Genomic DNA, 21,556 nt, shown 5'->3' on the forward strand with positions numbered 1-21,556 from the left:
ATCATCCGCTCATCGCCCTGCGAGACCGAGATGTGTCACGTATGGCATGGGCTGCGTTGATCAGGCCGATGTGGCTGAGAGCCTGCGGATAGTTGCCGATCGGCTCCCCGGTGGCCGAGTCGACCTCCTCGCTGAGCAGGCCGACGTCGTTGGCGTACGAGGCGGCGGTCTCGAACACCCTTCTGGCCGCGGGTTGCTCGCCGGTGAGGGCCAGGGCGTGCGCGAGCCAGAAGGTGCACAGCAGGAACGTGCCCTCCTGTCCGGCGAGCCCGTCGGCGGCGTGGTAGCGGTGGACGAGGCCGCGGGCGTCGCTCAGACGGGTGGCGATGGCGCGCACGGTGGACCGGACCCGTGGATCGTCTGGGGCGAGGAATCCGACCAGCGGCATCACCAGGAGCGCGGCGTCCAGGCCGGTGCCGCCGAAGGTCTGCGTGAAGGCGCCGATGCGCTCGTTCCACGCCTGGTTCAGGATCGCGGCGCGGATCTCGTCCCGGACGTGCGTCCAGTCACCGACGCGTCCGCTCGCTCCCAGCAGGGGGGCGAGCCGGATGGCCCGGTCCAGCCCGACCCAGCACATCAGCTTGGAATGCGTGAAGTGCCGGCTGGGCCCGCGGACCTCCCAGATGCCCTGGTCCGGCTCCCTCCAGCGACGGGCGGCGGCCTCGGCCACCCCGACCAGCATCGCGCGGGTGAACGGGTCGAACGGGCCGGTATCGCAGTAGGTCTGGTGGGCGGCGTCCAGCAACTCCCCGTAGACGTCGAGCTGGGCCTGGTGCCAGGCGTCGTTGCCTACCCGTACCGGAGAGCTGCCGCGCCAGCCGCGCAGGTGCGGCAGACGTCGTTCGCTCAGGTCGCGTTCGCCGCCGACGCCGTACATGATCTGCAGATCGGCGCCGCGATCGAGCTGTGTGGCCGAGGCGCGGGCCAGGAAGCCGAAGAAGGCGGTCTCCTCGATCTCGCAGGCGGCGGTGGACAGGGCCTGCAGGGTGAAGCTGGCGTCCCGGACCCAGGTGTAGCGGTAGTCCCAGTTGCGCTCCCCGCCGATGCACTCGGGCAGGGATGTGGTGACCGCGGCGACGACGGCCCCTGTGGGGGCGTACGTCATCGCCTTCAGCACTCTGCCGCTGTGCTCGACCAGATCGCGCCAGGGGCCTTCGTAGTTCGCGTGCAGCCGTGACCACGAACGCCAGCCCCGGACAGTGTCCTTGACCCTGCGCCGTACCTCGCGAGAGGTGCGGCACGGCGGATCAGGGTCCCATGCCCAGCCGGCCTGAAGCGCGAAGCCGAGGCTCTGCCCAGCACTCAAGGTGACGGCGGCGTCCGCGACGGAGCCGCTCACCCGCAACTCCACCGGGCTGGACAGGGTCAGCGCGGTCGCACCGCCACGCGCGATCAGACCGCCGCGGACGGGCTGCATCAGCGGGTGGACGAGGCCGAACTCCGGACGCGGCGCGTAGGCCACGTCCACGGCCACACTGCCCTCGACGCAGGTCACCTGCCGCAGCACCATCCCGGCGGAGGACGCTCCCAGATCGTGCCCACGCTCCCCGGCGCCCAGGGCGAGAGCGTCCGTCAGGACCAGCGTGCCCTCACGGGTACGGAACGTGGTCTCCAGCACCAGGGTGCCGGGGACGTAGCGGCGGGTGACCTCGGCCGGGCAGGCCGGGCCGATCGTCCAGTGGCCGGCATCGTCATCGAGCAGCCGGGCGAAGATCGCGGGGCTGTCGAAGCGAGGCAGGCACAGCCAGTCCACCGAGCCATCGCGGCTCACCAGGGCGGCCGACCGGCAGTCCGACAACATCGCGTAGTCGCCGATCGGCCGGGTGCTCACCGGTGCGCCTTGCCGGCCCGGCGGTCGCCGGCCACGCGCCGCACGGCGTAGACGAGTGCGGACCCGGCGAAGAGCGCCAGGGTGACCAGCAGCCATCGGCCGAGGTACGGGTCGGTGCTCAGGGCCGTCGCCTTCCGGTAGTTGTACTCGGACGCGCGCAGGATGAGGGGGAACCAGATAAGCAGCAGCAGCCCCGACAGCCCCGCCGGTACCCGCAGGTAGTCGACCGACGGCCCCGGTCGCCTATCGGCCACCGCTGGGAGGCGCTGTAGGCGACGGTCCGCCGCGGAGTAGAGAGGAAGGACGACGAGATCGTGCAGGATCACGGCTCCGAGGAACCACAGCAGGAATCCCAGCAGGATGCCGGCGGCGATGACGCGGGTGAGGGCGTAGGCGGCCACCCCGAAACAGGCGAACAGCGCGAACAGGTGCCACAGACCGGCGCCATAGCGTTCTCGCGCCCGCCGGCGCGCCTCGCCGATCCTGCCCCTCATGGCACTGATCCCGCCCCTCATGGCGGGGCCCGGAAGTCGAGCTCGCGCACCCACTTGGTGTTGTGCACGCCGGGGGCGTTGGGCACCATGATCCGGGCGGGGAACCCGTGGTCCAGCGACAGGTCGGCGCCGTTGACCCGCAGCGCCAGCAGGGAGCGGGGATCGGTCGCCTGCCCCGGGCTCAGCGACACGTGGCTGAACACGCCGCCCCGCTGCAGCGAGCGGACGTAGACGCCCGCGCCGCCGTCCGCCCCGCTCAAACGTGCCAAGTCGGTGAGCCGGACGCCGGTCCACGTCTGTTCGGTGGACCATCCCTCCACGCAGGCGATCGGCAACCGGTAGGTGTACAGCGGCATGGCCAGCAGTTCCTCACGCGACAGCCGCACCTGACGGACGCCATGCACCGTCAGCCGCCACTCGGGCCCGGTTTCGGCCGCGACGACGCCCACGCTCGCCGCCGTCTTGTTCACCTGGAAGTCGTTCGGCCCGGACCCGTAGTACCGCCCGTGCGGGGCGAGTAGCGCGGTACGCCGCAGCGGCCCGTCCATCGTCTGCCCGGCCGACAGGCCGAGTACGGTCAGGGAGCCACCGCCGACGAAGGCCAGCAGGCCCCGGCGTGAGATGGTCGGCGGCGCGGGAGCGGCGGCGACCAGGCCGTCGGGGTCAGGTGGTTCCGGGCGCGTGTCGCGCAGAGATGTGCGCAGTTCCTGACGGAAGCTGCGGGATCGCAGGGATGTGAGCAGCCGGGGCAGCTTGATGGCGATGTGCACCGCCAGCGCGGCCAGGAAGATCCATGCGCCGTACAGGTGCGCCGGGTAGAAGGAGAAGGGGAAGACGTAGAAGAGCTGGATGTTGAGGATGCCGGTGACGAACTCGAAGACCGCGCCGCCGACCAGGAGCAGCAGGCTGGCCCGTTCGAGCGTCTGCGCCGGGGTGCCGGTCGGCGGCCAGGCGAACAGCTTGGGGATCACCGACCACAGCTTGGCCAGCAGGATCGGCACCAGCGTCAGGCCGAGGATGACGTGCACGCCCTGGGTGACGCGGTAGAGCCAGACCGGGCTGGTCGGCCAGTCGAAGAGATAGAAGCCGAACAGCCCTCTTTCCGGCGTGATGTCGTTGCCCGGTAGCCGGGGATCATAGGCGGCGTACGAGATCAGGCCCGTGATGGCCACCAGCGGAAGCCCGACCAGCAGCACCAGCCCGAACACGGAGGTCAGCCATGGGCCACGCAGCGGACTGCGCCAGAACTCCGGCCGGAACGGGCCCGGCGGACGCTCCTGCCCCCGCAGGTACGCCCTCAGCCGCTCGCCGGGCCTGCTTGCCGCAGACCGACCCTGATGGTGGCGGCGCCCGTCCGACGCATCCGACATGATCCCCCCGAAGCCGGCGCAGGCAGGAGCCGGCCACCGACCTACCGCCAGTTCTCACCGCGAACACCATCGGCCAAAGTCGGACCACGCCCTGTTTTCCGTCATACTCCGTCTCCGGGAGAATGGCTTTCCCCAAGCGGGAGCAGCGGGAAGACCGCGTACGTCAGGTGGTCCGGAACGCGATGTGGGCGAGCGTCGTGTCCAGGGCGGCCTCCAGGGCCGCGGTGTCGCCGCTTACGGGGCGCTGCCGTCGGCCGGGATGGTGTGGCAACCCCATAGTTCAGTGCCGGGGATCCGGGAAAGGCCGCCGCCGGTGTCGGCCAAGAATTCTTACGGCCTTCGAACGCTCCTGGGCCGTTCCGCCAGGACTGGTGGGATGGGGCCTACCGTCGGCCGGGTGAGGATACTCGTGACCGGTTCGGCCGGATTCATCGGAAGTCATGTCGTCGAGGCGCTGGAGGAGGCCGGGCACGACGTGACGGGTGTCGATCTTCGGAACGGGGAGGACGTGCGCGACACCGCCGTCCTGGACCGCGTGCTCCCCGGCATGGAGGCGGTGGTGCACCAGGCCGCCAAGGTCGGGCTCGGCGTGGACGTCGCCGACCTGCCGGAGTACACGTCGGTCAACGCCTATGGCACCGCCGTCCTGCTCACGGCGATGGCCGGGCATGGCATCGGGCGGCTGGTGCTGGCGTCCTCCATGGTCGTCTACGGAGAGGGGGCCTACGAATGCCCCGGGCACGGGCGGGTGCGGCCGGGTCCACGTGCCGCCGCGGACCTGGCACAGGGACGGTTCGAACCGCGCTGCCCCTGGTGCGGCTCGCCCGTGGCGCCCGTCACGATCGGCGAGGACGCGCCCGCCGACCCGCGCAACGCCTACGCCAGCACCAAGCTCGCCCAGGAGCACCTGTCCGCCAACTGGGCGCGGGAGACCGGCGGCACGGCGGTCGCGTTGCGCTACCACAACGCGTACGGGCCGAGGATGCCCAGGGACACGCCGTACTCCGGGGTGGCGGCGATCTTCCGGTCCGCGCTGGAGGCGGGCCGCGCGCCGAGGGTGTTCGAGGACGGCCGGCAACGGCGCGACTTCGTGCACGTCCGCGATGTCGCCCGGGCGAACCTCGCCGCCCTGTCCGGCGGCACGCCGGGAGCCCTGGCCGCGTACAACATCGCCAGCGGCGAGCCGCACACGGTCGGCGAGATGGCCGCCGCGCTCGCCGCCGAGCGGGGCGGCCCGGACCCGGTCCTCACCGGCGAGTACCGGCTCGGCGACGTCCGGCACATCGTGGCCTCACCCGGCCGGGCCGCCGAAGAACTCGGCTTCCGGGCGCGCACCACCTTCGCCGAGGGCATGAAGGAGTTCGCCGACGCTCCTCTTGCCTGACCCGCCCATGTGAGGTCCCGGTGGGGCGACGAAGAAGGCGTCACGCCGGGCCGCGGGCCGTGTCGGCGACGCGAGAGGGAGGTCACCAGGGGGAGGCGACCAGCCCCTGCAGCAGCAGGCCGGTGACCACCTGCGCGGCGAGCATGCGGCGGCCGGGAGCGTACGCCGCCGACAGGCCGATCCACACGGCGAAGGGCACCCAGATGCGCTCCACCTCCCCCCGCGTCACCCCGCTGACGTCCAGCGCCAGCACCGCTACCAGCGCCGCGGCCACCACGGCGGCGATCCCGTGGCGGCGTGCCAGGTTCATCACGGCGGCCGCGATCCCGGACATGGGGATGTGGGCACGAGGATTCCCGCCGACCGCGGTGACGGCCGGGCAGTGGGTGAGGTGGTGCCCCGCGTGGACGAGGCCCGCGGTCGTGGCCGGTCCCGTGATCAGAGCGAGGACGGCCAGGTTCGCCACCAGGAAGTACAGGTAGGGGCGGGCCGCGCCCGGGTCGGCCGCCCACTCCGCGTGGGTGGCCGTCACCCCGGCGAGCCACGAAAAACCCGCCGCCGCGAACACGCCCGTCACGGCCGCCGCACCCGCCAGGGCCGCGAGCACCGCCGGGCGCGGCAGCCGGACCAGCACGGCGACGGCCAGCGGGATCACCAGATAAGGGACCAGCCCGTAGCTCAGGTACGGCAGAGTGCCCAGCAGCACCCCCGCCCCGCCCGCGAACCACGTCCTGGCCGCTTTACTCCGGCCGAGCACCAGGAGCGCGACGCCCCACGCGCCGGCACCCGCGAAGAAGGCGTCCATCGTGGTGGCGATCCAGACCGAGGCCGGGGTGAGGGCGAGGTACGGCAATGCCCGCCGGGCCGCCTCCTCCCCCGCCAGGCGGCGCACGGTCAGCCCGATCGCCACCGTGGCCGAACAGCCGACGAGGATCACCAGGATCGCCGCCCACAACGGCCCGCCCAGACCCACAGCAGCGAGCGCCCACACCACGAGCACCGGCAGCGGCGGATGCCCCCGCACGTGCGTCGGATACTCCGGCAGCCGCTGCGTGAAGCCGGCCAGCCAGCCGAGCGGGTCGTGACCCACGGCGGGCAGCACGGCCAGGTACTCCTCGCGGTGGGTGAACGGTGCGGCCAGTCCGTCGGCCGATATGGCCAACAAGATCGTCCAGGCCAGCGCGCACCCGCAGGCGACCAGCAGGGCTCGTCCGAACCCGCCCTGCCTTACCCATCCCGGCAAGTTCCGTACGGCGACCACCGCGAAGGCGACCGCCGGCAGCAGCGTGACCGTGAGCACCCGGAAGTGCGCGTGCAGCGGCGGCAGTTGATCGATCCGCAGCACGCCCAGCGCGTGCAGGACCGCCCCCACCGCGAAGCAGCCAGCGATCAGCACCGCCCACCCGGCGAGCGCCCCGCGCGTCCGGCGGCCGCTCCCGCCGCCCGCCTCGTACCTGCGGACGGCAGGAGCGGCCGTTCCCCGATCCGATCTTTCCGCCACACCGTAACAGTAGGTCTGAGCTGGGCTTATTTTGAAGACGGCGTCACCACACCGTAAGAATTTTCAGGCCTGCCCTGCCTTAGCGTCGGACCCATGGAGATCGACGTGGTACTGCCATGCCTGGACGAGGAGGCCGCGCTTCCCTGGGTCCTGGAGCGCATGCCGTCCGGCTACCGGCCCATCGTGGTGGACAACGGGTCGGCGGACGACTCGGTGAAGATCGCCACCAGCCTCGGGGCCCGGGTGCTCGTGGAGCCGCGGCGCGGGTTCGGCGCCGCCTGCCACGCCGGGCTGCTGGCCGCGACCTCGGACATCGTCGCCTTCATGGACGCCGACGCCTCCCTCGACCCGCGGCAACTGCCCAGGGTGACCAGGCCCGTAGGAGCCGGAGACGCCGACCTGATGCTCGGCCGGCGGATCGCCCGGTCGCCCGGCGCCTGGCCGCCGCACGCGCGCGCCGCCAACGCCCTGCTGGCCCACCGGCTGCGCCGCCGCACCGGGGCCGCGTTGCACGACCTCGGCCCGATGCGCGCGGCCCGCCGCACCGGGCTCCTCGCCCTGGCCCTGCGTGACCGCAGGTTCGGCTACCCGCTGGAGATGGTGCTGCGCGCCGCCGCGGACGGCTGGCGGATCGCCGAGGCCGAGGTGGACTACCTTCCGCGCGCGGGCCCCTCCAAGGTCACCGGCACGGTACGCGGCACCGTGCGCGCCATCGGCGACATGCGGCGGGTCATCAGGGAGACCGCGTGACGCAGATCCTGGTCATCGCCAAGGAGCCGGTACCCGGCCAGGTCAAGACCCGACTCTGCCCGCCCTGCACCGAGGAACAGGCCGCCCGGCTCGCGGCCGCCGCCCTGGAGGACACCCTGCACACGGTGGCCGCGACGTGCGCGGCGCACCAGGTCCTCGCCCTCCAAGGGCTGCCAGGTCCCTGGCTGCCTCCCGGTTTCACGGTGATCCCGCAACGCGGGCGTGGGTTGGACGAGCGGCTCGCGGCCGCCTTCACCGACGCCCACGGGCTGCACCCCATGCCGACCGTGCTCGTCGGCATGGACACCCCTCAGCTCACCCCGCCCCTGCTCGAAGCCGCCGCCGACGCGCTGACCGGGCATGACGCGGTGTACGGCCCCGCCGCGGACGGCGGCTTCTGGCTCCTCGGCCTGCGCCGCCCCGACCCCGCACTGCTGCTCGGAGTGCCCATGTCACAACCGGGCACCGGAGCGGCCCAGCTCCGGCGCCTGCGCCAAGCCGGACTGAGCACGGCCCTCATGCCCGAACTGCGCGACGTCGACACCTTCGCCGACGCCCTCCACGTCGCCGCGCAGTCCCCCGGCACCCGGTTCGCCGCGACGCTGGACGCCGTGCGCCTGAGCATGGCCGCGCACTGACCGCATAAGAAGCCGGAGTGCAGCCCACTGCGGAAACGCCCCGCACGAACCCCCGGCCCGTCCGCTCACTCCCTCCAGGCTCTGCGGATCCCTCGAATCTCTTGGATCCCTCGGATTCTTCAGGTCAGGGTGGCGAACCATCGTCCCGCCTCATTCCACTGATCCGCGAAAGGGAAGCCACAGCTGCGGGCGAGCGGTCCGATGTCGTCGGCGGAGACCGTCGCCCAGGGAAACCAGTCGGCCGCCTGCCCGCCGCGACGCAGCCGCACCCACTCCACCATGCTCGGCGACCCGGGCGGCGCCAGCTCGGCGATCACCGCGCCGCCGGGCCGTACCAGTTCGCGGAGCCGGCGCAGCAGGGCGTCCGGGTCGCCGCCGATGCCGATGTTCCCGTCGGCCAGCAGCGCCACGGCCCAGCGGCCGGTGCCGGGCAGCCGCTCGAAGACGCTTCTGCGCAGCGCCGGCGCACCGGCGCGCCGCGTCAGCGTCACCGCCAGCGGGGTGATGTCGATGCCGAGGACCGGCACGCCCATCCGGGCCAGGGCCGCGGTCAGCCGGCCGGGTCCGGAACCGACATCGAGCGTCGGCCCGCCGCACCTGGCCAGCAGTTCCCCGTCACCCTCGATCGGCCGCAGCCACCGCTCGGCGGCCAGGGGCCGGACCCGTCCGTCGGAGTACTCGACGTCCACGTCCCCTCCCATCAAGGCGTCCTCATAGAAGGCACCGATCACGCGGCGTCCCCCCGTTCGCCGGATCCCGTAGCAGGAAAGCCGGGACCGCCGCGATTGTCGTGAACCGGCCCGTATACCGCGGGCGAACGCGGCGGACGACCGCTCATGGCGAAATGATCGATCACAGTCCGACGCTACAGCGGAATGCATTCGTTGACTCTTACGAGTCTGTGACGTGATGCGGGGGCCGCTGACCGCAGTGAAGGTGTCCTGACCAGGTAGGACGCATCACCACTGGCGTGGGCACGAACCTTTGGCACATTCGCATTGAATAGCGGGATCGGCACGCCAAATACATCGCCTAAAATTCACTAAACCAATGTATATACGTCCCATAGGGACCATCTCTTCGCCGGGTCGCGCAGCGGACATCGCCCTGCGACCCGGCCGGCCCCGGAGGAACGTTCGTCGAGCCCTGGAACCCTGTCAGCGAACCATTACGGCTGGGCGGCCTCCGTGGCAGGCGTGGGCTCCCGCAGGTAGCGGATCAAGCCGATCACCTCGGAACGAGCGCAGCGAGAGCCGGCCGAGACAGAGATCTTTTCCTCCTTCGTCAAACATCTTGTCCGCCCCGGACCGCCGGGTGGCCCTCCGCGCCGCCGGTCATGCAGGATGACGGGCGGCGCCCGTCCGTACCGCTTCGGAGGCCTCAGCTCAGGCCGTGCGCCCGCTTGTACTCAAGCGTGTAGGCCAGCTTGCCGGGCTTGGCGTCGGAGTACGGCTTGCTCAGCTTGTCGAACTCGCCCTTGTCGGCGGCCTTGCCGTCGTTCCACTTGGCCAGCGCGCCGAGCTCGGCGGCGGTGAAGCCGTTGTCGACGACGGTGTTCTTGGGCAACGCGGTGATCGCCTCGGTCAGTGCCTTGACGGTGCCCAGGTAGCTGGCGTGGTCCTTCTGGTCCCACGTGGCCAGGTTGATCGGCTTGGCGTCGCGGACCCAGCTGCCCCAGTAGAACTCCTGGAACGGCAGCCCGTTCTGCGCGTAGCCGATGTCACGCCCGAAGTAGAGCAGGCTGCGGTACTTGTCGTTGGTGAAGTTGGCCAGCCCCACGCTGGTCGGCAGCTTGTTCACGGTGACCGTGTTGCCGTTGGGTCCGCGCAGCCACACCCACTTGTGCGCCCGCATCTCGTTCCAGAAGCGCTGACGGGTGAGGGTGCTCAGGTTGGCCTGCACTCGCAGCCGGACGTGCAGGTCGCCGCCGCCGTCGGGGGTCTCGAAGAAGGATGTGAGCGTGTGGTGCCCGTCGGTGAGGAACGGCTCGCCACCGGGACCGATGACGACGGTCTTCATGGCGGCGATGCCGTCCGCCGTCTCCGCGCCGACCGCGAGCTGGCACGTGAACGAGGACGGCTTGTCCAGGCGCGCGCCGGGCGACACCGACGCCGCCGCTACCCGGCCGTCGGCCTCGCACCAGTCGTCGAACTTCTTGTTGATCGCGTCCTTGCCGAGGGTGTAGCGGCCGAGCTTGTAGTAAACCTCGTCATAACCCAGCGACGGCTGGGTCGGGTGCACGTCACCGATGCGAACGTCGAGCAGATCACCAGGCTTGGCACACAGGTACTTCGCGAACGGCGTGCTGCGATTGTCGTGCTGGCAGAACGACGGCCGTGTACCCGGCGAGCCGGGGGCCGCGAGCGCGGCCGGCGCCGAGACGGCGACACCGGTCCCGGCGACGACGGCGAGGGCCGTCCCAAGCACCGAGGCCCGGCGGTACGAAGATCTGAAGGGCATAACACGTGCTCCTCGTCGTCAATGCGTATGTCGACGGCGAGAGTGCCGGTAATCAACCAACACACGAGATCATGTCCCTGACGTCCAGGGAAACCGGAGGCGAACATCGTTCTTCTCCGGGACCCCGGGCTGGTCAGGAGGGGCCACCTCCAAGACCGGGTTCCCTCGCCAGGAGGCTTCCCGGAACGCCGAGTTCCTTCCTGATCTTCTGGTGGACGGAGTTCAACGCCTTGACCAGCGACTGGTTGCAGGCCTCCCACATGTCCTCGTCGGGGTTCAACAGCCCGCTCGCAATCCATTCGAGCCGCCAGGCCTCCCTGTTCAGATCCATAGTCGCATCGCCGAGCAGTGCGACCTTCTCGCCGCAAGCCTGATGGACATCTGCACGACGATCATCGGTTCATTATTGAAGGACTGGAACGCGAATGCGCCCACCTGGTAAAGCGCCCAGACAACCGAAAGCACTATGGGACCATCAGTCGGCCTACTACCTCCCCGACCCCGACAGCCCCACACGGGGATGTACGGTCAGGCCGTACGTTGCACGGCAATCACTTTGATCGGCGTCGACCGAGGCCTCGCAGCATGAGCCACCAGATGAGCACGGCTTGGACGAGCCCGGCCAACACGAGTGTCACGAGGAAGCCGTGCGCCCCAACGTTGACCACAGGCCGCACACCCCACATGATCGCCGCGTAGACGAAGCTGAAAGGCGCAGCCACGAGGAGGTTGAGCAGGAACTCCAGTCCTCCCCCCGTGCCGGCCTTCGGCCAGGTGTCAACAGCGAACTTGATAATGAGCAGCGCATAGGGACCGACTATCAGGAGCGGGAACATATCATCGCTCTTTATGCGGGGTGACATCCTTAACTCCCAACTAAGGCGCGACGGGACAAGATCAAGATTGCCGACCTATCGTCTCGGCCATAAATGGACTCTTTCCTCCATTGCTCGTCCTTGACATTGGAAAAGTAAGCTCTTACGACGAGGCGGGACTTAGCGCTAGTATCGCTGCGGTGAAGCAGCTGAACCGTCACGAGGGGCGCCTATTAACAGCTGCGACACCGTCCGATATCATGCGCTCTTTTGATCGGCTCCGGTGCGCTTGCCGACCTCTTCGATCAGTTCTGCCTTGTTCATGTATCGACCGTAATGCCGCACAGGACGCGGAAATGACGCGTCGGACGCGTCCGATACGTCATTGACGGCTCGATCACGGCCAACGCCCTGCTCGCGCGACGCCCGCCTGATCCGGTCACGGCCGCGAAGCCACATGACCCGAGGCAGGAGGAGTCGGAGGCAATGCCGCAGATCAAGCATTTACCCACGTGTCGGCGTGGGGCCCAGCGGGACGGGGGACCTCTCCCGTGCACACGCGGGTGCGTGCGGTGAAACCTGAGAACCGGGCAAAACGGAGATATTGTGGAAGATCATCACTCGTCGGCGGTGAGCCGCCGTGACCTGCTAAGCCTGTCCACCGTCGCCCTGGCCGGCGCGGTGCCCCTCGCCGTCTATCCCGGATCCGACACCCCGGCTCTCGCGGCGGCGTCCCCTTCGCAGGTCCACGGGCATGGGCACAAGCCGGGGGTGACTCCTCCGGAGGACCTCATGCGGGAGCACGGGGTGCTGAAGAGCATCCTGCTGGTGTACCGGGAGGGGATCCGGCGGATCCAGCGCGGCGAGCAGGTGCCCGTCCAGCCGCTGCACGCCGCGGCCCGCATCATCCGCGACTTCATCGAGCGCTACCACGAGTACCTGGAAGAGAAGTACGTCTTCCCGCGCCTGCGCGAGGCCGGCAGACTCCGTCACACGGTCTCGGTCCTGGAACTGCAGCACAAGCGGGGACGAGAGGTGACCGCCCGCATCCTGGCCTCCACCCACCATTCCAGGGCCTCGGCCCACCAGCGCCACGCCTTGGTCTCCGACATGGCCGCCTTCATCCGCATGTACGAGCCCCACGAGGCCCGGGAGGACACCGTGGTGTTCCCCGTCTTCCGCAAGGTGACGCCCGCCAGGGAGTTCGCCCGCCTGGGTGAGGTCTTCGAGGCCGAGGAGCACCGCCGTTTCGGCCAACGCGGCTTCACCGCCGTGGTCCACCGGGTCGCCGACATAGAAAAGGCCCTGCACATCCACGACCTGTCCCAGTTCACCCCCCGAAAGTCATCCCCCCACCACCACCGACACGGCCGAACCTCAGCCCGCTGACCTCTTGCCGGACTCGGCGTCGCAACAAGCACAGGGCCGGGTCATGTCGATCCTGTAGAGGGCGCGGCGACGCGCGGTGTCCCTGCCGATGCCGGGCTCGTCGAGCATCAGCAGGTCGCCAGCAGATGAGCGCGCCGGCCGGGCGGAGGAATCCCTCGTGGATGTCGGCGCCGATCTCCCAGCACCTGATTACGCGAGGTCGCCAGTTTGGCACGCGACCAATTCACCCTGTTCTTCGTCCCCCTGTTTCCGGTTCGGACGAAGTATGGAATACAGTGCGCCTTCTGCGGGGCGTCGTACGACATCGCCAAAGACGAGGCGAGCCGGTCGGTGGCCCGTTGAGCGTCCGTCCGTCACCGGCGATCCCCGCGCGTCTCCCCCGCTTCCGCGTACGCCCTGAGGAGGGCGAACCGGACGAATTCCGGTGTCCGCGGGCGTAGAAATCGATTCGGCTACGATTCGCGGGGAGAGCATTCGACCACCGGCGGTTACGCTATACAAAACAGAAAACCCCCCATTTGCCGGAGCTGATGAATCCGTGCCCGGACTACAGCTTCAGCTCGACGGGCTCACCTGGGAACATGGCGGTGACCTTCGGGCACTGAAGCCCGACCCGCTGGTCGTGGAGGCCGGAGAGACCGCGGTCGTGCTGGCGGGCGACGCCGCCGACGCGGAGGCCTTCACCGACGTGCTGCTCGCACAGGCGTGGCCGCTCAGGGGCAGGATACGGATCGCCGGACGCGAGATCATCTCGCTGCCCGCCGATGCGCGCGGCATCGCCCTGGTTCCCGCGGGCGGCGGCCTGTTCCCCCACCTGACGGTCGAGCAGAACATCGCGTTCGGGCTGCGCGGCCCCCGCGGCGGCGGCTTCCACAAAGGGCAGGTGAACTACGTGGCCGGGCGGCTCAACCTCCAGGGGTTCCTCGCATGGCGGCCCCACGAGCTCTCCCCCGACGAAAGGCTCCGGGTGGCGCTCGCCCGCGCGATGTGCCACTGGCAGGCGGCGCGGGCCGTGGTGATCGAGGACCGCGCCGGATACACCCCATGTCACGCGGCGGTGAGCGAGAGCCTGAAGGCCTATCCCGACCTGCCGGTCCTGGTGGTGAGCGATGACAGGCACCGGGTGGAGACGCTCCGCACACCCACCGGCTCCTGGGAGGTCGTCGATGCCGATGCATCGTAGGCGGGCGCTCGCCGTGCTGTCGGGCCTGGCGGCCGCGGGGCTCGCCGGGTGCGGCGGCGAGGCCCCGCTGCGGATCGCGGTGGTGTGGAGCGGCTGGGAGCTGAGCCGCTTCCGCGAGGTCCTGGACGAGCCCAACACCATCGTGTACTCGGCGGGGGACAACATCGCCGCCCTGCTCAGAAACCCGGTGGCCCCGGCGGCCACGCCCGACGTCGCGATAGTGTCCCGGCCGGGGCTGGTGCGGGAGAAGGCCATCCGCGATCGCTTGCAGACGATTTCCACTGCCGCCGACCCGCCCTTCTGGCCTCGCCTCCTGTGGAACGAGAACGACGGGTCGGTCAAGGGTGCGTGGTTCAAGGTCGCGCACAAGTCACTGGTGTGGCACCGGCAGGGAGGGCCCCCTACGCAGCCGCCCGCCAGCTGGGACTCGTGGGTGCGGACGTGCGAGGCGCAGGCCAAGTGCGGGCAGCCGCCGCTCGCCATCGGGGCCGCCGACGGCTGGGTGCTCAGCGACTGGTTCGAGAACGTCCTCGTCGGCATCGACCGCGACACGTACAAAAGACTGAACGACCAGCCCGCGCTCTGGTCCAGCGAATCCGTGAGACATGCGCTCGGCTGCCTGGCCAGGCTGTGGTCCATCAAGAATCTTCTCCCTGGAGGAGGCAGGCGGGCCCTGGCCACCCAGTTCCACGAGTCGGTGCTCGACGTCTTCCGGTACGGCCGCGCGGACATGGTCGCCGCGGGCGACTTCGCCTGGCCGGTCATCGACCGCTACACGCCTCGCCCACAAGGGGAGCCGCCTCCGGCGAAGCACTTCCTCTTCCCCGGGCACGGCGGCCGGCAACCGCCCGTGTTGGTCGGGGGCGATGCCGTGGTGGCGCTGAAGTCCAGCGGAGAGCGCGGCAGGCAGCTGCTAGAGAGGCTGACCGGAAACGAGGCCACCCGGCTCGGCAAGTGGGCCGGCGCCGGGGGCTTCCTGTCGCTCAACCCGCGGTACGACCAGGACTACCCGGATCAGCTCAAGGAGCTTGCGCAGCAGGTGCGCGGCAACGTCGAGTTCGACCTCTCCGATCAGCTCACCGGCCCACTGGCGGGCGGCGACGGCCAGGGCCTGTGGCGGGTGCTGACCGAGCTGTTCGCCTCGGTCACCGTCGGCGATGAGAAGCCCGACACGGCCGTGGGCCGCGCGATGAACGCGTTGACCGCGCTGAGCGAGGCGGGGGGTTCGTAGTGGCGGCCGGTGATTCCTTCCTGTTCGAGGTGGCGCCGCGTCACGACACGCGCGCACCGGCCAGGTGGCACGGACCGAGCCGGTGGACGGCATGGGGATATCTGCTGCCCGCGGTCCTGCTCACGGCCGCCGTGCTGCTCGCGCCCCTGGCCGCCACCCTCGTGACGAGCGTGACCCGCGCTCCTGTCGGAGCCGACTACCAGCAGGTCCTGACCGATCGGGACGTCTGGGTGGCCCTGCTCCACAACGCCGTCTGGCTCGCGCTCGCGCTGGTGGTCTGCGGCGTCGGTCTCGGGCTGGCGTGGCTCGCCAGAGACGCCGGGCCGCGCACACGACGCCTGCTCCTGGTCGTGCTGGGCCTGCCCACCGTCACCTCGCCGCTGACGGCCGGTGTGGCCTTCCGCCTGATCTTCGACGCCGATCCCGCCCGAGGTGTGGCGAGCGCCCTGCTGCGCGGTGGCCCGATCATGCTCGGCACCCGCTGGATCTGGCTGGTCCTCGGCCTTGCGTTCGTGTGGCAGTGGACGGGGCTGGCGTTCCTGGTGTTCCACGTCGGCCTGGCCAACGTGCCGGCGGACCTGCTGCGCATGGCCCGCGTCCTCGGCGCCGGGATGCTCCGCCGGCTGCGCACGGTGGTGCTCCCCGCCCTGTTCCCGACCGCGGCGCTCGTGATGCTGGTCGTGCTCACGGCGGCGGCCCGCGTGTTCGACCTGGTCCTGATCGGCGCGCCCGGCTCGGTTCAGGCCGAGGTCGACGTCGTGGGGCTCTTCTGGTGGCGTCACCGCGACGATCTCGGCGACGGGCGGGCATCAGCGCTCGCGATCCTGTTGACGGCGCTGGCGGTCGCGGTGGTGACGCTCGTGCTGTGGCGGCTGCGCCGTGACTGGCCGGAGGCGGTACGCCCCCAGGAGGGCGGGCGGGCCCCGGCGCCGGGGCAGCCGAGATGGGCCGTACGGCTCATCTCAGCGGTGGTGACCGTGGTGTGGGCCTTCCCCTTCGTCACGCTCCTTCTCACCTCGTGGCGATCTCCTGACGCGGCGGCAACCTCGGGCTGGTGGACCGGAGGCTACGGTCCCGGGTCGTACGGCGAGGCGTTCGCGGACGGCGCCTTCGCCGACGCGCTCGGGGCGACGGCGCAGCGGGCGTTGCTGGTCTCCGTTCTGGTGGTGCTGCTCGCCGTGCCGGCCGCGTACGCGCTGACGCCCGGCCAGCTGCCCCGGCGCACGCGGCGGGGCGTCGCCGCGGTGGCGGTCGTGCTCGCGGTACTGCCGCCGCAGGTGCTGGCCGTGCCGCTCGGGACGGCGCTGGGCACGTGGCTGGGCAGCACCGTGATCCTCAGCTTGGTCCACGCCGCGCTGGTGCTCCCGCTGGGCGTGCTGCTGCTGCGCAACGCCTTCATGTCGGTGCCCCGCCCGGTGGTCCTGCGTCCGCTCGCCCAGGGGCGTTCCGCGATGTTCCAGATGACGGCCGAGAGCGGGCCCGCCGTGGTCACGGTGGCGGTGCTCGCGTTCGTGCTCGCGTGGAACGACCTGGTGATGGGCCTGCTGCTGAGCTGGCCCGCGGCCGACCAGGCTCCGTTGGTCCTGCTCCAGCAGGCGCGGCAGTTCGCGACGTCCGCGGGCGCGCTCGCCGCGCAGGGGGTCGTACTGACCGCGGTGCCGGTGCTGCTGCTCGCGGCGACCGGGCGATGGCTGGTCAAGGGACTGACACAGGGAGTGCGCCGATGAGCTCACCCGCGACCGCGCCCCCCGAAGGGCCGCCCCGGAAGTCCAAGCCGTGGGTGGCCGCGCTGCGCTCGGCACTGCCGAAGAACCGCAACGAGCTCCTGGCTCTGGCCATCGCCTTCGGCTCCTCGGTCGGCGGGGCCGCGCTCATGGACCTGGCACTCGCCTTCTTCGTGCCGCTGATCCCGGTCTGGCTCCTCATCGGCGGGGCCCTGTTCCTGCTTGCCATCAAATGGCTCCGCTCACGCGAGAAGGTGCCGCCGCTGCCGAGGTCCCCTCAGGGGCTTCCCTCACGCGTCGAGCCGCTGATCGGACGGGACGCCGAGCTCGGCGAAGTGATCGACCGCGCCGTCGACCGGGGGTTTGTCGTGGTGCGGGGCGTGGCGGGCATAGGCACCTCCGCGCTGGCCGTCAACGCCGCGTGGAGGCTGGCGCCCGAGACCGACCGGCAGTACTACGCCGACCTTCGCGGGCAGGACCGCGACGAGCCCGAGGACACCACGAGCGTGATCGAGCGGGTCCTGCGCACGCTCGGCCTCCCACTGGGGTCGATCGACGACCCCGAGGAGGCCGGGCAGGAGGTCTTCGCCGCACTCCGGGACGCCGGCGGCGTGCTCGTGCTGGACAACGTCGAACGGTGGAGTCAGGTGGAGTGGCTTCCCCGCCGCGTGCGGGGAAGCTGGGTGATCATCGCGGGCGATCCGAAGGCCGGCGCGGACGACCCGGTCCCGACGGGCGTCGCCGTCGTGCAGGTCGGCCCCCTGGACCCCCGCGACGGCGTGGCGCTGCTGCGCTCCCAGATCGCGGCGGACCGCGTCGAGGCCGATCCCTCCGCCACCGGCAGGCTCGCGGCCCTGTTCCTGCGCAGGCCCGCCATCGCGGTCGGAATCGGCCGCTGGCTGGCCGAGAATCCGCAGGTCACGATAGCCACACTCGCGGCCGACCTGGAACAGGGCCCGCACGACCACACCCTCCAGGTGCTGCTCGGCATGCAGGTTCGGCGGGTGAGGCCGGCGGCGCGCCGTCTGCTGGCGTTGCTGGCGCGCGCGCCGATCGCCGAGCTCGGCGGCGACGCGGCCGCCGCGCTCGCGGGCGTGTCCATGCGCGAGGTGGAGCAGGCGATGGAGGAGCTGAGCCACCACGGCCTGGTGGAGAAGGTCCGTGAGTCCCGGATCCGGGTGGTGGAGGCCGCCCGCGCGATCGTGACCGCGCCGGACGACGAGTGGAAGGCGGCGTGGCAGCGCCTGGTGGAGCGCTTCGCCGACCGGGCGGACTCCTTCGCCGAGTCACTCCCGAGGCAGGAGGCCCGCGACTGGTTCGAGGTCGAGGACAAGGCGCTGCTGCAGATACTGCGGACACGCCGGCCTGCCGCCTGGGCCGCGGGTCCGCTGTGGCGGATCGCGGACGCCCTGGAGGTGTGGTTCCTGCTGGAACAGCGCCACAAGGAGCGCCGCGAGGCCGCCCGCGCCCTGGCGTCCGCGGCCAAGGCGCTGAGCGACGCCGACGTACGGGCGACCGCCGAGCTGCGCCTGTGCCTGATCGCGTTGGTGCTCGGCGAGCCGGGCGCGGCGCAGGAGCACCTCGACAGCGCCGCGGGGCTACGGGAGGGCGTCGAGTCCTGGCCGGCGCAGATCCACCTGGCCCGCGCGGCGACGCTGCTCGCGACCGGCGACGAGTTCGCCGCCGTCGAAGCCTCCCTGGTCCGGTACGGCCAGGCCCTACCGGGGGGCGACGCCGCGGGGCAGGCCACCCGATGGATCAACATGGCGGTCCTGCGGATACGCCGGGGGCAGGTGAGCGCCTCGCAGGGCCGGACGGACGAGGCGAACCGCCTGTACACCGACGCGCTGGGCACGCTGGTGCATGCGCTCCACATCGCGCGGCAGGCGGGCGACGTAGACGCCGAGGCCCACGCCTGCGAGCTGCTCGCGCTCGTCGACTGGTACCTCGACCGGGCGCACGACGCCACGGCGGGCTGGAAGAAGGCGGTCCAGCTGTACGCGCGGTCAGGTGACACCATCGGCCAGGCACGCTGCCAGGTACACCAGGCGGCCACGCTGCCGGAGACCAGACGCAAGGAGGCCGCGAGGCTTCTCCGGTCGGCGCTGCGGCGGCTCCCGGCGACCGGGGTGACCACCGCCCTGGCGCGGCTGCGCCTGGCGACGGCGGAGCCGCGGAACGCCAGGGCGCAGCGCGACAAGGGGCTGGACGCGCTCGCCCCGTGGGACGGGATCGCCGAGCCGCTCCAGGTCACCGAGATACGGCGCCGCCTGCTTGAGCTGGACGGGCTCCCCTCCGGGCCGTAGCCCACCGGAAGTGGGTAGATCCGGCGGTGGCCCAGGGCGCCTGCCCCGGGCCACCGCCGGAGGCGGATTCTAGGAGAACATGAAGTTCGCCGTGTGGGTGGTGCCGTCGGTCAACGTGACCTCCAGGCGCCCACACGTCTTCGCCAAGGACTTCTCCGTCTTCCAGACGTACTGGTACTGCTTGGCAACCGGGTCGTACGTCAGGGAGCTCGAACCCGCGGTGACCGTCTGCTCGGCCACCTCCCGCGGAGCCGAGGTGTCGCACGCCGTCGCGCGCAGCGCGGGGAAGCCCGCCGCGAAGATGGCGAGCCCCTGGTCGCCACCGAGGCCGAACTTGATCGGAACGGCGCTGCCGGCCTTCACGACGTTGACCTTGTCGACGCTGACCGGCGCCCCGAAGTTCCGCCAGTCGAAGACCACCTGGTAGGTGACGCTGACCGGGGCGGCCCGGTTGCCGGCACGGTCCCGACCGCCGGAGCAGGTGGCGGTGAAGTAGTTCACCGTGGGTCCACCGGTGACGGACAGCGTGGCGGGCTTAGCCACGCCGCTGTCATCGTCGGTCGTCGAGCAGGCAGGAGCCACCGGCTTACCAAGAGTGATCCGCTCGTCCTGGCTGACTCCGGTGACCGTGACGGTGGGCGGTGTCACATCCTCCGCCTCGGTGACCGCCTTGTAGGCGTTGACGAGGCCGTACCCGAAGAAACCGTTGACCGCGGGGTGCGCCGGATCGACCTTGCACCGGCCCTGGGTGTAATCGGTGCCGGAGGTGGGACAGGCGAGCGGAATGGCCTGCTTGCGCAGGAGCTCGGCGATGTAGTCGGGAGTGGCTCCGGGATGCTTCGACACCAGCAGCGCGGCGACGCCCGCCACGTGCGGCGAGGCCATCGAGGTGCCGGACAGCGTCCGGTAACTGCTCACCCCGGTCGACGGCGAGGTGGAGTAGATGCTCGATCCGGGGGCGGCCACGTCCACCACCCCGAGCCCGAAGCTGGAGAACGACGATCGGGCCGGCTGCGTGGTCAGGCCCAGGTACCACGGCCCGATGGCGGAGGCGGGAGCGGTGGGCTGGGTGGTGGACGACACCGACACCACGCCGGGCAGTTCGGTCGGCAGATCGAGGCAGCTGGGGTCGAGGGTGCGCCGCACCGGGGTGGTGTCGTCCGGGCTGGTGGTGTCGACCGTCTTGGTGGCGAGGTCCTGGTTCTCGTTGCCCGCCGCCGCCACGTTCAGGATGCCGTGCTCGGTGGTGTAGTTCACCGCGCGCCGGACCGCCTCGACGACCGGTGCCTGGCTGGCCTGGCTCTCGCACCAGTACAGCCACGGGTCGATGTAGTAGCTGTTGTTCGTCACCTGGATGTCGTGCTCGGCTGCCCAGATGAAGCCGCAGATCGCGTACTCCGGGTAGATGAAGCCACTGGAGTTGACGACCTTGATGGAGGCCAGCTTGACGCCGGGCGCGACACCGACGATGCCGACGCCGTTCTTCGCCGAGGCGATGGTCCCGGCCACGTGCGTTCCGTGGTAATCGGCGGTGACGCTGGTAGGCCGCCACGCGCCCGGCGTGGTGTCCGGGGCGCCGGTCCCCACGCAGTTCACCGACTTCGACTGGTCCACCACCGGGGCGAGGTCCTGGTGGTTGGCGTCGATTCCGTCGTCCAGAACGCCGACGGCGACCGTGGGGCTACCCAGGTCGACCCCGTGGGCCGCGCGCGCGCCGATGAGAATCATGTCGCTCTGGCGGGTCGCGTTCTCCAGAGCGTCCGGCACGTACTCGTCGAGTTCTTCGGTGTTCTCGGCCATGGCGGGCAGGGCCGCGGTCCGGGTCGCTCCCGCGGAGAGGACGGCGTCGCCGTGCGCGACGGTCTTCACGTTCTGGGCGAACGAGGGGTCGGTGGAGCGCGCGATGACCACGCCGATCTGCGCGTACGAGATCATGACCTGCCCGCCGGCCTCGGTCGCCGCGGCGGCGGCACCCGCCGTGTGTCCCTTGTCGACGGCGTTGACGACGTAGCTGAGGTTAGGGCCGACCGTGTCCGCCACCGCCGCGGTCGGTGTGAGGACCGCACCGATCACGGCGATGACGGCGGTTGCTGCTGTGATGGTGAGGGCATGTCTGCCCGACCTAGAGTTCATTCCAGGCCTTTCGGAAAAGTGTGGGGGTGGCCACAGGATCTTGAGTGCCCTCCATGTGGACCCCGAGAGGGGGTTGGTCATGTTTACGAGATTTTTCGCTTTTGTCATAGGTCGGTGGCAATTTGCGACCAACGTGTGACATGTCCGTATCTGCCGGGGGATCGGACGTATCACCGTGCGGGTACGGCGCTGTCATCAGACGGCCGGTGTGGCGGGTGTGGCCTGCGCACCAATTTGGCCCAACTCGGCTGGTACATCGCGCGCAAGCGGGCAAAGGTCGCTAAGGAGAAGGAACTGATCCGCCGGGGCGTACGACAGCTGGTGACGCATGCGGAAGACGGCGCGGG

General features: G+C 70.6%; 17 protein-coding genes. 8 read left to right on the plus strand and 9 right to left on the minus strand.

The features are described 5' to 3' along the window. Position 1: 1 nt before the first annotated feature. From ACOZ38_RS27810 to ACOZ38_RS27820, 3 genes are read right to left on the minus strand one after another with little or no spacing between them, the layout of a single operon-like run. Positions 2 to 1,831, minus strand: a complete 1,830-nt coding sequence (locus tag ACOZ38_RS27810) for a glycoside hydrolase family 15 protein (RefSeq protein WP_424534112.1) — start codon at positions 1,829 to 1,831, stop codon at positions 2 to 4. Further along, the gene (locus ACOZ38_RS27815) at positions 1,828 to 2,325 is read right to left on the minus strand and encodes a hypothetical protein (RefSeq protein ID WP_424534113.1); all 498 of its coding nucleotides are present in this window, start codon (positions 2,323 to 2,325) and stop codon (positions 1,828 to 1,830) included. Before ACOZ38_RS27815 ends, ACOZ38_RS27810 begins: the two co-directional genes overlap by 4 nt. A 17-nt stretch (positions 2,326 to 2,342) precedes the next feature. Beyond that, entirely contained in the window at positions 2,343 to 3,695 is a 1,353-nt protein-coding gene (locus ACOZ38_RS27820) for a molybdopterin-dependent oxidoreductase (protein ID WP_424534114.1), read from the minus strand. A 397-nt stretch (positions 3,696 to 4,092) separates the two neighbouring features. Here ACOZ38_RS27820 and ACOZ38_RS27825 point away from each other — a divergent pair, with 397 nt between their 5' ends. Beyond that, positions 4,093 to 5,079 carry an NAD-dependent epimerase/dehydratase family protein gene (locus ACOZ38_RS27825; RefSeq protein WP_424534115.1) on the plus strand — a complete coding sequence of 329 codons (987 nt, stop codon included), beginning with the start codon at positions 4,093 to 4,095 and terminating at the stop codon, positions 5,077 to 5,079. Positions 5,080 to 5,161: 82 nt separating this feature from the next. On the opposite strand, the gene ACOZ38_RS27830 is transcribed toward ACOZ38_RS27825, so the two are convergent. Continuing rightward, the gene (locus ACOZ38_RS27830; RefSeq protein WP_424534116.1) at positions 5,162 to 6,580 is read right to left on the minus strand and encodes a hypothetical protein; all 1,419 of its coding nucleotides are present in this window, start codon (positions 6,578 to 6,580) and stop codon (positions 5,162 to 5,164) included. A gap of 93 nt (positions 6,581 to 6,673) precedes the next feature. Here ACOZ38_RS27830 and ACOZ38_RS27835 point away from each other — a divergent pair, with 93 nt between their 5' ends. After that, positions 6,674 to 7,330 carry a glycosyltransferase family 2 protein gene (locus tag ACOZ38_RS27835; protein ID WP_424534117.1) on the plus strand — a complete coding sequence of 219 codons (657 nt, stop codon included), beginning with the start codon at positions 6,674 to 6,676 and terminating at the stop codon, positions 7,328 to 7,330. Next, positions 7,327 to 7,968, plus strand: a complete 642-nt coding sequence (locus tag ACOZ38_RS27840; protein WP_424534118.1) for a TIGR04282 family arsenosugar biosynthesis glycosyltransferase — start codon at positions 7,327 to 7,329, stop codon at positions 7,966 to 7,968. The genes ACOZ38_RS27835 and ACOZ38_RS27840 overlap by 4 nt, the downstream gene beginning before the upstream one ends. 119 nt (positions 7,969 to 8,087) lie before the next feature. Here ACOZ38_RS27840 and ACOZ38_RS27845 read toward each other — a convergent pair whose 3' ends face one another. From ACOZ38_RS27845 to ACOZ38_RS27860, 4 genes are all read right to left on the minus strand, one after another. Continuing rightward, positions 8,088 to 8,669, minus strand: coding sequence for a class I SAM-dependent methyltransferase (locus ACOZ38_RS27845; RefSeq protein WP_424534119.1), 582 nt, complete (start codon positions 8,667 to 8,669; stop codon positions 8,088 to 8,090). 679 nt (positions 8,670 to 9,348) lie between these two features. Continuing rightward, positions 9,349 to 10,428, minus strand: a complete 1,080-nt coding sequence (locus tag ACOZ38_RS27850; RefSeq protein ID WP_424534120.1) for a ParB-like protein — start codon at positions 10,426 to 10,428, stop codon at positions 9,349 to 9,351. A 133-nt stretch (positions 10,429 to 10,561) separates the two neighbouring features. Continuing rightward, positions 10,562 to 10,759, minus strand: a complete 198-nt coding sequence (locus tag ACOZ38_RS27855; protein WP_424534121.1) for a hypothetical protein — start codon at positions 10,757 to 10,759, stop codon at positions 10,562 to 10,564. Positions 10,760 to 10,979: 220 nt separating this feature from the next. Further along, the gene (locus ACOZ38_RS27860) at positions 10,980 to 11,264 is read right to left on the minus strand and encodes a hypothetical protein (RefSeq protein WP_424534122.1); all 285 of its coding nucleotides are present in this window, start codon (positions 11,262 to 11,264) and stop codon (positions 10,980 to 10,982) included. A 585-nt stretch (positions 11,265 to 11,849) separates the two neighbouring features. On the opposite strand from ACOZ38_RS27860, the gene ACOZ38_RS27865 reads away from it, so the two are divergent. From ACOZ38_RS27865 to ACOZ38_RS27885, 5 genes are all read left to right on the plus strand, one after another. After that, positions 11,850 to 12,632, plus strand: a complete 783-nt coding sequence (locus ACOZ38_RS27865; RefSeq protein ID WP_424534123.1) for a hemerythrin domain-containing protein — start codon at positions 11,850 to 11,852, stop codon at positions 12,630 to 12,632. Between the two features lie 538 nt (positions 12,633 to 13,170). After that, positions 13,171 to 13,815, plus strand: a complete 645-nt coding sequence (locus ACOZ38_RS27870) for an ATP-binding cassette domain-containing protein (RefSeq protein WP_424534124.1) — start codon at positions 13,171 to 13,173, stop codon at positions 13,813 to 13,815. Next, positions 13,799 to 15,046 carry a hypothetical protein gene (locus ACOZ38_RS27875; RefSeq protein WP_424534125.1) on the plus strand — a complete coding sequence of 416 codons (1,248 nt, stop codon included), beginning with the start codon at positions 13,799 to 13,801 and terminating at the stop codon, positions 15,044 to 15,046. Before ACOZ38_RS27870 ends, ACOZ38_RS27875 begins: the two co-directional genes overlap by 17 nt. After that, a complete protein-coding gene (locus ACOZ38_RS27880) occupies positions 15,046 to 16,773 on the plus strand; it encodes an ABC transporter permease subunit (RefSeq protein ID WP_424534126.1) in 1,728 nt (575 codons plus the stop codon). Before ACOZ38_RS27875 ends, ACOZ38_RS27880 begins: the two co-directional genes overlap by 1 nt. Next, positions 16,770 to 19,076: a hypothetical protein gene (locus ACOZ38_RS27885; RefSeq protein ID WP_424534127.1), complete on the plus strand. Its 2,307-nt coding sequence runs from the start codon at positions 16,770 to 16,772 to the stop codon at positions 19,074 to 19,076. Before ACOZ38_RS27880 ends, ACOZ38_RS27885 begins: the two co-directional genes overlap by 4 nt. A 69-nt stretch (positions 19,077 to 19,145) precedes the next feature. On the opposite strand, the gene ACOZ38_RS27890 is transcribed toward ACOZ38_RS27885, so the two are convergent. Further along, on the minus strand, positions 19,146 to 21,149 hold the full coding sequence (locus tag ACOZ38_RS27890; protein ID WP_424534128.1) for a S8 family serine peptidase: 2,004 nt from the start codon (positions 21,147 to 21,149) through the stop codon (positions 19,146 to 19,148). Between the last annotated feature and the right edge of the window lie 407 nt (positions 21,150 to 21,556).

Origin of the sequence: Sphaerisporangium viridialbum, assembly GCF_049674955.1 — a bacterium.
Taxonomy (GTDB): Bacteria; Actinomycetota; Actinomycetes; order Streptosporangiales; family Streptosporangiaceae; genus Sphaerisporangium; species Sphaerisporangium viridialbum.

Excerpts from the sequence above, each read along its gene's own strand:
- ACOZ38_RS27835 (WP_424534117.1), top strand. The coding sequence starts at position 6,674 with ATGGAGATCGACGTGGTACTGCCATGCCTGGACGAGGAGGCCGCGCTT.
- ACOZ38_RS27855 (WP_424534121.1), bottom strand. The coding sequence starts at position 10,759 with ATGGATCTGAACAGGGAGGCCTGGCGGCTCGAATGGATTGCGAGCGGG.
- ACOZ38_RS27860 (WP_424534122.1), bottom strand. The coding sequence starts at position 11,264 with ATGTTCCCGCTCCTGATAGTCGGTCCCTATGCGCTGCTCATTATCAAG.
- ACOZ38_RS27845 (WP_424534119.1), bottom strand. The coding sequence starts at position 8,669 with ATGGGAGGGGACGTGGACGTCGAGTACTCCGACGGACGGGTCCGGCCC.
- ACOZ38_RS27850 (WP_424534120.1), bottom strand. The coding sequence starts at position 10,428 with ATGCCCTTCAGATCTTCGTACCGCCGGGCCTCGGTGCTTGGGACGGCC.
- ACOZ38_RS27885 (WP_424534127.1), top strand. The coding sequence starts at position 16,770 with ATGAGCTCACCCGCGACCGCGCCCCCCGAAGGGCCGCCCCGGAAGTCC.
- ACOZ38_RS27875 (WP_424534125.1), top strand. The coding sequence starts at position 13,799 with ATGCCGATGCATCGTAGGCGGGCGCTCGCCGTGCTGTCGGGCCTGGCG.
- ACOZ38_RS27820 (WP_424534114.1), bottom strand. The coding sequence starts at position 3,695 with ATGTCGGATGCGTCGGACGGGCGCCGCCACCATCAGGGTCGGTCTGCG.
- ACOZ38_RS27815 (WP_424534113.1), bottom strand. The coding sequence starts at position 2,325 with ATGAGGGGCAGGATCGGCGAGGCGCGCCGGCGGGCGCGAGAACGCTAT.